Origin of the sequence: Streptomyces sp. TM32, from assembly GCF_004122755.1 — a bacterium.
Lineage (GTDB): Bacteria > Actinomycetota > Actinomycetes > Streptomycetales > Streptomycetaceae > Streptomyces > Streptomyces sioyaensis.
In genome coordinates this window covers 1-8,379 of record NZ_SDIG01000229.1, presented here as the reverse complement: position 1 = coordinate 8,379, position 8,379 = coordinate 1, and the positions used below count along the sequence as shown (strand labels likewise).

8 protein-coding genes and 1 pseudogene are annotated in these 8,379 nt (G+C 71.7%); 2 read left to right on the top strand and 7 right to left on the bottom strand.

Annotated features, from left to right (window positions below):
• Positions 1-84 precede the first annotated feature (84 nt).
• A pseudogene (locus EST92_RS29620) lies at positions 85-747 on the bottom strand (TerD family protein); the annotation flags it as partial.
• Positions 748-859: 112 nt separating this feature from the next.
• On the bottom strand, positions 860-1,486 hold the full coding sequence (locus EST92_RS29615; protein WP_129283773.1) for a M48 family metallopeptidase: 627 nt from the start codon (positions 1,484-1,486) through the stop codon (positions 860-862).
• 178 nt (positions 1,487-1,664) lie between these two features.
• On the opposite strand from EST92_RS29615, the gene EST92_RS29610 reads away from it, so the two are divergent.
• Both EST92_RS29610 and EST92_RS29605 read left to right on the top strand, forming a co-directional pair.
• Entirely contained in the window at positions 1,665-2,792 is a 1,128-nt protein-coding gene (locus EST92_RS29610) for a ThiF family adenylyltransferase (protein ID WP_254069131.1), read from the top strand.
• Between the two features lie 56 nt (positions 2,793-2,848).
• On the top strand, positions 2,849-4,297 hold the full coding sequence (locus EST92_RS29605) for an AarF/ABC1/UbiB kinase family protein (protein ID WP_129283772.1): 1,449 nt from the start codon (positions 2,849-2,851) through the stop codon (positions 4,295-4,297).
• 127 nt (positions 4,298-4,424) lie between these two features.
• On the opposite strand, the gene EST92_RS29600 is transcribed toward EST92_RS29605, so the two are convergent.
• From EST92_RS29600 to EST92_RS29580, 5 genes are all read right to left on the bottom strand, one after another.
• Positions 4,425-4,622, bottom strand: a complete 198-nt coding sequence (locus EST92_RS29600; RefSeq protein ID WP_129283771.1) for a hypothetical protein — start codon at positions 4,620-4,622, stop codon at positions 4,425-4,427.
• 110 nt (positions 4,623-4,732) lie between these two features.
• Positions 4,733-5,050 (bottom strand): hypothetical protein, encoded by a 318-nt coding sequence (locus EST92_RS29595; protein WP_129251201.1) that lies wholly within the window; start codon positions 5,048-5,050, stop codon positions 4,733-4,735.
• Entirely contained in the window at positions 5,047-5,400 is a 354-nt protein-coding gene (locus EST92_RS29590) for a WhiB family transcriptional regulator (RefSeq protein ID WP_006603241.1), read from the bottom strand. The genes EST92_RS29595 and EST92_RS29590 overlap by 4 nt, the downstream gene beginning before the upstream one ends.
• Positions 5,401-5,518: 118 nt before the next feature.
• Positions 5,519-5,839 carry a hypothetical protein gene (locus EST92_RS29585; protein WP_129251200.1) on the bottom strand — a complete coding sequence of 107 codons (321 nt, stop codon included), beginning with the start codon at positions 5,837-5,839 and terminating at the stop codon, positions 5,519-5,521.
• 144 nt (positions 5,840-5,983) lie between these two features.
• Entirely contained in the window at positions 5,984-8,212 is a 2,229-nt protein-coding gene (locus EST92_RS29580; protein ID WP_343283816.1) for an ATP-dependent DNA helicase UvrD2, read from the bottom strand.
• Between the last annotated feature and the right edge of the window lie 167 nt (positions 8,213-8,379).

The following is an 8,379-nucleotide window of genomic DNA, read 5'->3' as shown; positions in this document are numbered from 1 at the left end:
TGGCGCGGACGGCGAAGTTCAGGCCGTCGAAGTGGTCCAGGGTGCGCAGGGCGGTATCGATGTGGCCGCGGGCGCCGCGGCACCGGGCGCGGGCTGCTGCGGTACGGGCTCGGCGGCGGGCGCACCGAAGGACGGCGTGGGGGCGGGCGGCCCGGACGGCGACGCGAAGCCGGGCGCGCCCTGTGCCGCCGCGGACGGCTCGGGCGCCGCGCTCTCCTCCTCGGCGACCTCGCCGCCGAAGTTCTTCAGCAGCGCCTCCAGGCCGCCGTCGAAGCCCTGGCCGACGGCGGCGAACCGCCAGACGTCCTTGAGGTAGAAGTCGCCGAGCATGACGGCGCGTTCGGTGCTGAACTCGCTGCCGGTGAAGGAGTAGCGGGCGACCTCTTCGCCGCCGGCCACGATCCGGAGGTAGCCGGGGCCGATCTGGGAGACCTGGCCCGCGCCGTCGAGTGCGGCGGTGAAGGAGAGCTTCCGGATGTGCGGCGGGATCTTGTCGAGGGTGACCCGGAAGGACTCGCTGTCGCCGGCCTGGGCGCCGAGCAGCTGGATCGACTCCTCGGGCGACTTCGGCTGGTTGAAGAAGATGAAGTACCGGTCGTCGGAGAGCCGCTCGTCGGCGTCCAGACCGAAGCAGCTGATGTCGAAGGTCAGGCCGGGCCCGGCGATCTGCACGCCGACGTACAGATCCGTTCCCGCCGTGAAATCACCGATTTTGGCCTTGTGGCCGCGCTGGAATTCCCTGGCCATACGTAACGCCCGTCCCCCGCTCGCGCTGTGAGTTCATCTGCGCGGCCAGGCTATCCGCTGGCGCCGACAACGGGCGATGCCGGGGCACGGCGGGCGTCGTGGCGTCGCGGGCTCATTCACCGCGGGCGGCGGGCAGATGGGGCAGCCGGTCGGCCGCGACCACCCCTTCGAGGTAGCCGCGGGCCCGTTCCGTACGGGGGTAGGAGTCCAGCAGGCTCCAGAACCGGGGCCCGTGACCGGGGACGAGCAGATGGGCGAGCTCGTGCAGCAGGACGTAGTCGATGACGTACTCCGGCATGCCCTGGAGGCGGTGGGAAAGACGGATGCTGCCCTCTGCCGGCGTGCACGAGCCCCAGCGGGTGTTCTGATTGGTCACCCAGCGCACCGACGCCGGGCGGGCCCGGCCGTCCAGATACTGGGCGGACAGCCGCCCGGCGCGCACGGCCAGCTCGCCGTCGCCCAGCATCCGCTTGCTCTCCTGGGCGGCGAGCTTGTCCAGCATGACGGTGACCCAGCGCCGCTCCTCGGCCTCGGACATACGGGCCGGAATCAGGACGACCGTGCGGTCGCCCTCGCGGTACGCGGAGACCGTTCTGCGCCGTCGTGAACTGCGGCGCACCTCGACGGCGCTGGTGCCCGCTGCACGGACCGTGGGATTCGGGGCAGTCCGGCGCGAGGGGTCGGCGGCGCGACGCAGAGGTGTCTCCCCTGAGCCGTGAGCGGAAGGGTCGGCGGGCACGCGCCCGACGTTACCCGCTGCCGTTGCGGGAAGTCCCGCCCCGCGGTCGGTTCGCCGCCGAACCACTCCATGGCGTGCACAGCTTGTACGACTGCTGCCCACCGCCTGTGGATAACTTCCGCACCGATCCGCCGCACGGCGCATGCTGGGGGCCGGACGACGATGAACGGGGGCGGATATGACACATCCGATGCTCAAGCCCGCGCTGCGGCGCGGCTGGCGGGACAGGGAAACAGTGCGGTTCGGCGTGGCTCCGGCCCATGCGAAGGTGGTCGGCCCGGTCGACACCGCGACCGGCAGCTTCCTGTCGCTGATCGACGGCACCCGCACCATGCAGCAACTGACCGAGGAGGCCGCGTTACTGGACCTCCCGCCGGAGCACGTACGCGGCGTGGTGGAACGCCTCGGCGCGGCCGGGCTGCTGGAGGCTCCCACTGCCGGCGGCCCGGCGGCCGAGGCCGTACGTACCGACCAGGCCGCCTTCGCACAGCTGCGGCCCGACCTGGCATCCCTCTCGGTGCGGCAGCCGGAGCCCGCGGGCGCCCTGGGCCGGATGGGGGCGCGCAGGGCGGTCCGGGCCAGGGTCAAGGGGGCGGGCCGGGTCGGTGCCGCGATCGCGGCGCTGCTCTCGGCCTCGGGGATCGGCCGGGTGGACGTGCTCGACGGCGGCACGGTCCAGCCGGAGGACGTGCTGCCCGGCGGGCTGTCGGCCGAGCGGATCGGTGAGCGGCGGGCCGCCGCCGCGCAACGGCTGGTGCGCCAGTCCTCCCCCTGGAGCCGTACGCCGCGCCCGCGGGTCCCGGTCAGCGAGTCCGGTGAGCCGGGTCTGTCCCTGGTGGTGCTGGCCCCGCGCGACGGCCTCGGCGCGTACGCCCCCGACCCCGTGCTGTCCGAGCCGCTGCTGACCGCCGGAATCCCGCATCTTTACGCGGGGGTGATCGAGGGCACGGGAGTGGTGGGTCCGCTGGTGCTGCCCGGTGGTTCGGCCTGTGCCCGCTGCGACGAGCTGCGCCGCACGGACGCGGAGCCGGCCTGGCCGCGGCTGCTTGCGCAGTGGCGGTCGGGGCGCGGTGCACCCGCGGTTCCGGCCTGTGATGCCGCGTTGGCAACGACGGTCGCGGGCGTCGCCGCCCTCCAGGCGCTGACGTTCCTCGACGGTGAACTGCCGCCGTGCACAGGGGCGCGGTGGGAGCTGGCCGCACCGGGTGCCGAGGTGCGCACGGTGCCGATCGCGCCGCATCCGGAGTGCGCCTGCGGTGCTGCCGCTGCACTGTGTGCGGCAGGCGCCTCGGATCCTCGGCCGTGACACGCCACAATGACGGAGTAACCCCGGTTGGGGGACAGTGTGAGTTGGAGGGGCGCATGTCTGATCTTCCCCGCAAGGCGGTCACCCGTACCGCCAAGCTGGCCGCGCTGCCACTGGGGTTCGCCGGCCGTGCCACCTGGGGCCTGGGCAAGCGGATCGGCGGCAGATCCGCCGAGATCGTCGGCCGTGAGCTTCAACAGCGCACCGCCGAACAGCTCTTCAAGGTGCTCGGGGAGCTGAAGGGCGGGGCGATGAAGTTCGGGCAGGCGCTCTCCGTCTTCGAATCGGCGCTGCCCGAGGAGATCGCCGGCCCCTACCGCGCCGCCCTGACCAAGCTTCAGGAGGCGGCGCCGCCGATGCCGACGAGCGCGGTGCATGCGGTGCTGGCCGAGCAGCTCGGCGAGGAGTGGCGGGAGCTGTTCGAGGAGTTCGAGGACAAGCCGGCGGCGGCGGCCTCCATCGGGCAGGTGCACCGGGGGGTCTGGCACGACGGCCGTGAGGTGGCCGTCAAGGTGCAGTATCCGGGCGCGGGCCAGGCGCTGCTGTCGGATCTGACGCAGCTGAGCCGGTTCGCCCGTCTGCTGGGCCCGCTGATGCCGGGCATGGACGTCAAACCGCTGATCGCCGAGCTGCGCGACCGGGTCTCGGAGGAGCTGGACTACTCCCTGGAGGCTCAGGCCCAGCAGGCACACGCCGAGGAGTTCGCCGACGACCCGGACGTGGTGGTGCCGTCCGTGGTCCACCAGTGCGACCAGGTGCTGGTGACGGAGTGGATGGACGGGCTGCCGCTGTCCGAGGTGATCACGGACGGCACGGACGAGCAACGGGACCGGGCCGGTCAGCTCCTGGCCCGCTTCCTCTTCTCCGGCCCCGCCCGTACGGGCCTGCTGCACGCCGATCCGCACCCGGGCAACTTCCGGCTGCTGGCCGACGGCCCGGACAGCCCGGTCGAGGAGTGGCGGCTGGGGGTGCTGGACTTCGGCACCGTGGACCGGCTGCCCGAGGGGCTGCCGCCGACGATCGGCACCTCGCTGCGGATGACGCTCGACGGCGAGGCGGACGCCGTCTACCAGTTGCTGTGCGAGGAGGGCTTCGTCAGGGAGTCCATCGAGCTGGATCCGGAGGCGGTGCTGGAGTATCTGCAGCCGATCATCGAACCGGCGCTGGCCGAAGAGTTCACCTTCACCCGGAGCTGGATGCGCCATCAGGCGGCCCGGGTCGGCGATCCGCGCTCCCCCGCCCACCAGTTGGGCAAGCAGCTCAATCTGCCACCCGCCTACCTGTTGATCCACCGGGTCACCCTGAGCACGATCGGGGTGCTGTGCCAACTGGGGTCGGCGGTACGGCTGCGTGACGAACTCGAGGCCTGGCTGCCCGGCTTCGTACCCGAGGAAGAGCCGCCCGGCCCGGACCTCACCGAAGCCGACATCGTCCTCGGCGCGGAGGGCGGCACGCGCATCGGTGCGGACCTCGGCAAGGAGGCCGTCGAAGAGACCACGGCCTGAGCCCGCATGCCGGGGCGGCCGCCCGCTCCGGCATGCGGGAGGGGACGGCCCGCCCGGCTGCGGGAGCGGCCGGGCAGCCCCGGGGTGCGCCTACCCGGGCCCACTGTCCCGGTGAACACGCCCGGCCTCACCACCAGCTCGAATCCAGGCGCCCCTCGATGGCACGGAGGTTCGTCCGCGCGCAGGTGTCGCAGTAGTAGCGGCGCTCACCGTTCTCGACGGAGAGCGTCCAGGTCGGCGGGGTGCCCTCGGCGACCGCGCCGCAGCCGGCACACACCGTGTTCCCGTCCGCCGACCCCGCCTGTTCATGCGTGCTCTGGTCCACCGTCCGACGATATCCCCGTCAACCACGGCAAGCGGGATCCCACGCACCACGGGGCCCGCCCTGTCGGACGGACCCCGTGGTGGGCGACAGCAGCGCAGCGCCCTACTGCCTTACTGCATCACGGCCATGGCCAGCGCACGGCGGGCACGGAGCGACGCGCGCTCGGCACGCCGCTGCATACGCCGCGCGGCGGCGAGCCGATGGGCCCGGCGTTCTGATTCGGCCTCCCGCAGGCGTTCGTGCATATGGGCACGCGCCAGGGCTTCTGGGATGAGTTGCATGGCGAGGTTCCTGTTCTGACGCGACTCGATCGCGTCGACGTTCACGGGGACGGGGGTGTCGGTGAGAGAGGGGTTCATCGTGAGGTCCTGCTTCTGGGGATCCCGGGTGAGGGGATGGTCGATCGTTCCTGTACCGAGGGCGTTCATGCCGAAACCGGGTTCTTGCGCGGACGGCCACGCGGCCGCTTCCGCGGCACGACGACGCCCTGGACGAAGAGCTCGCCACCCCAGACGCCCCACGGCTCCCGCCGGTCCTTTGCGCCGGCGAGGCAGGCCTCACGGACGGGACAGGTCTGGCACAGGGTCTTGGCGTACTCGACGTCGGCCGGGGACTCCGCGAAGAAGACCTCCGGGTCGTAGGTACGGCACGGAACGGCGGCGCCGAGGCGGTCGATCTCGTCGTCGAGCTCGGTGAGGGGAAGCAAGGAGTTCTCCTGAGGGTCGGGCGGAGGGATCAGGTCGGTCGCTACGGACGGGGTGTGCGTCTGGAGTTGCACGGTGGTGTGTTCCTCGTCTGTTCGGCCCGGCTGGTGGCGGGCGCTTGGGCAAACAAAAGGGCCGCGGATCCCGGTGTGGGTTCCGCGGCCCTGGAAGGTGCCGACCTGATCGCGCCGATCAGGCTGGATCTCTCCAGGGTTCGAGCCCGCGGTGGGCCCACATGTCATGCGTCTGGTACTGCTTCCGGGATTCGGCACCGTTGGCCGCCGCGAAGGCAAAGGCATTCGCCGGTGCCGCTGCTGCTACCGCAGGTGCCTCGGTCGGTCGCGCGGTGCGCTCACTGCGCGTCAGCACAGCGAGGGACTCGGGGCGCGCGACCTCGGTACCGGACAGGCGACCGAAGCCGGACAGACCGGTGCCAGGGAGCGAAGAGCCGAGCGGGCAGGCGGCGACGACCGAGAGATCGGTCATTTTGTTGGTCTCAATGAAGCTGATCACTGGGCTCGCCTCCTCTCGGCGTCTCGGTGGACCGGGAATCCCGTTCCAGGGCGTTCAAGTACAACACGGATCGAGCGGATCTCGGAAGAAACCGTTGTCTCCGTTGCTTCCGAAGGCTATGGGGCTGCGCTCCGCGCGCGCAAACTATTTTTCCGACGAGTTTTCCGCGGGTCCTTCGGACGCCTCTTCCGAGGCTCCCACGAGCTCCTCGCCGGCACAGATTGCCAGCACGTCACTGCCGAAGCGGTCGAACTTGCGCCGCCCCACTCCTGAGATGGCCGCAAGCTCCGATTCGGTTCCCGGAACGGCCTCCGCAATCGCCATCAGTGTCTTGTCGGTGAAGATGCAGTAGGCGGGCTGCCGGAGAAGCGCGGCCTGCTCGGCCCGCCACTCGCACAGCCGCTCGTAGAGCGCCTCGTCGAGCTCCGAGGGGCAGCCCTCACACCGCATCAGCTTCATCTCGCCCGCGTCCGTCAGCGTTCTGTTGCAGACCCGGCAGCGCGCCGGGCTGCGGTGCCGGGGACGCCGGGCCACCGCCGCCACCCCGTCGCCGCGCTCGATGCCCCCGGAGACCGCGCCCGGCGTGCGGCGGCCGGGTGCCGCCCCCGAACCGGGCCGCAGGCCGTTGAGGAACCGGCTGGCGCGGCGGGAGGCACGCCCCCCGGGAGAGCGCGCCAGCGACCAGGACAGGCCCAGATGCAACCGGGCGCGGGTGACGCCGACATACAGCAGCCGGCGCTCCTCCTCCATCTGTTCCTCGGTCCTGGCATAGGTGATCGGCATCATGCCCTCGGTCAGGCCGACCAGGAAGACGGCATCCCACTCCAGGCCCTTGGCCGCGTGCAGGGACGCCAGCGTCACCCCCTCGACCGTCGGGGCGTGCTGGGCGTTGGCCCGCTCGTCCAGCTCGGCGACCAGATCGGCGAGAGTGGCGGCGGGCCGCTCCCGGGCGAAGTCCTCGGCGAGCCGCACCAGGGCCGCAAGCGACTCCCAGCGGTCCCGCACCGCGCCCGAACCGGCCGGCGGCCGGCTGCTCCAGCCCATGTCGCTGAGCACCGCCCGCACCTCGGACGGCAGGTCCAGAGCGTCGTCGAGCAGCGCGTCGTTGCCGCCGAAGCGGGCAGCGCCCCGCAGCTTGACGCCCGCCTCACGCACCTCCAGCCGCTCGAAGAACCGCTCGGCCCCCCGCAGCTGATACGGCACACCGACATCGGCCAGCGCCTGCTCGTAGACCTCGGACTGGGCATTGACACGGAACAGCACGGCGATCTCGCTGGCCGGCACGCCGGAGGCGATCAGATCGCGGATCCGGCGGGCGGTGCCCTCGGCCTCGGCGGGCTCGTCGGCGTACTCCGTGTACACCGGCTCGGGTCCCGCCTCGCGCTGCGAGATCAGCTCCAGGCGGTGCTCGGCAGCGCGGCCCTTGGCCTGGGAGAGCAGACCATTGGCGAGATGCACGACCTGGGGACTGGAGCGGTAGTCACGGACGAGCTTGACGACCGTCGCCTGCGGATGGCGGGTACGGAAGTTGAGGAGGTGGTCGGGGGTGGCGCCGGTGAAGCTGTAGATCGTCTGGCTGGCGTCGCCGACCACACAGAGGTGGTCGCGGTCCCCCAGCCACAGCTCCAGCAGCCGCTGCTGGAGCGGGCTGACGTCCTGGTACTCGTCCACGACGAAGTGCTGATACTGCGCACGGACCTGCTCGGCGATGTCGTGCCGGTCCTGCAGCACGCCGACCGTGAGCAGCAGCACGTCCTCGAAGTCGATGCTGCCCCGTTGCCGCTTGAGCTCCTCGTACGTGCCGTAGATCTGCCCGATCTCCGCCGGGTCACGAGGGGCCTCACGGCCGGCCTTGACGACCGCGGCCGGATAGTCGGCCGGCACGGTCTGGGTGACCTTGGACCATTCGATCTCGGCGGTGACATCGCGCAGCTCATTGCGGTCCAGCCGGATGCGGCAGCGGGCAGCGGCCTCGGCGACCACCTGGATCTTGCGCTCCAGCAGCCGCGGGACCTCGCCGCCGACGGCCTTCGGCCAGAAGAACTGCAACTGCCGCAGGGCCGCGGAGTGAAACGTCCTGGCCTGGACGCCGCCGGCACCGAGCTGCCGCAGCCGGCCGCGCATCTCGCCCGCCGCCCGGGCCGTGAACGTGACAGCGAGCACACTCGCGGGCTGCAGAATCCCGGCGCGCACGCCGTAGGCGATCCGGTGGGTGATCGCGCGGGTCTTGCCCGTGCCGGCACCGGCCAGCACACACACCGGACCGTGCAGAGCCGTCGCGACCTCGCGCTGCTCGGGGTCGAGCCCTTCGAGCACCGCGTCGGCCGAGTCCGGCACCTGCGGGAAAAGAGAGGAGTCCGTTGCTGCTGTCACCCCGCCATGCTGCCAGGTCCGCAGAGGCGCCCGGGAAGCCTGTCCACAGCCGCCGGACCCCGGTCGTACTTCCCGCCTCCGCTGTGGACAGCCGCCGCCACGCGGCCTCGGCGGGTGCTTTGCTGGGGTCAGCGGAAGGAGATGAGGAGGGAGACGGGGGGCGGGGC

Coding starts and splice junctions, on each gene's coding strand:
- EST92_RS29595 (WP_129251201.1), bottom strand. CDS start 5,050: ATGAACGCCCTCGGTACAGGAACGATCGACCATCCCCTCACCCGGGAT.
- EST92_RS29605 (WP_129283772.1), top strand. CDS start 2,849: ATGTCTGATCTTCCCCGCAAGGCGGTCACCCGTACCGCCAAGCTGGCC.
- EST92_RS29610 (WP_254069131.1), top strand. CDS start 1,665: ATGACACATCCGATGCTCAAGCCCGCGCTGCGGCGCGGCTGGCGGGAC.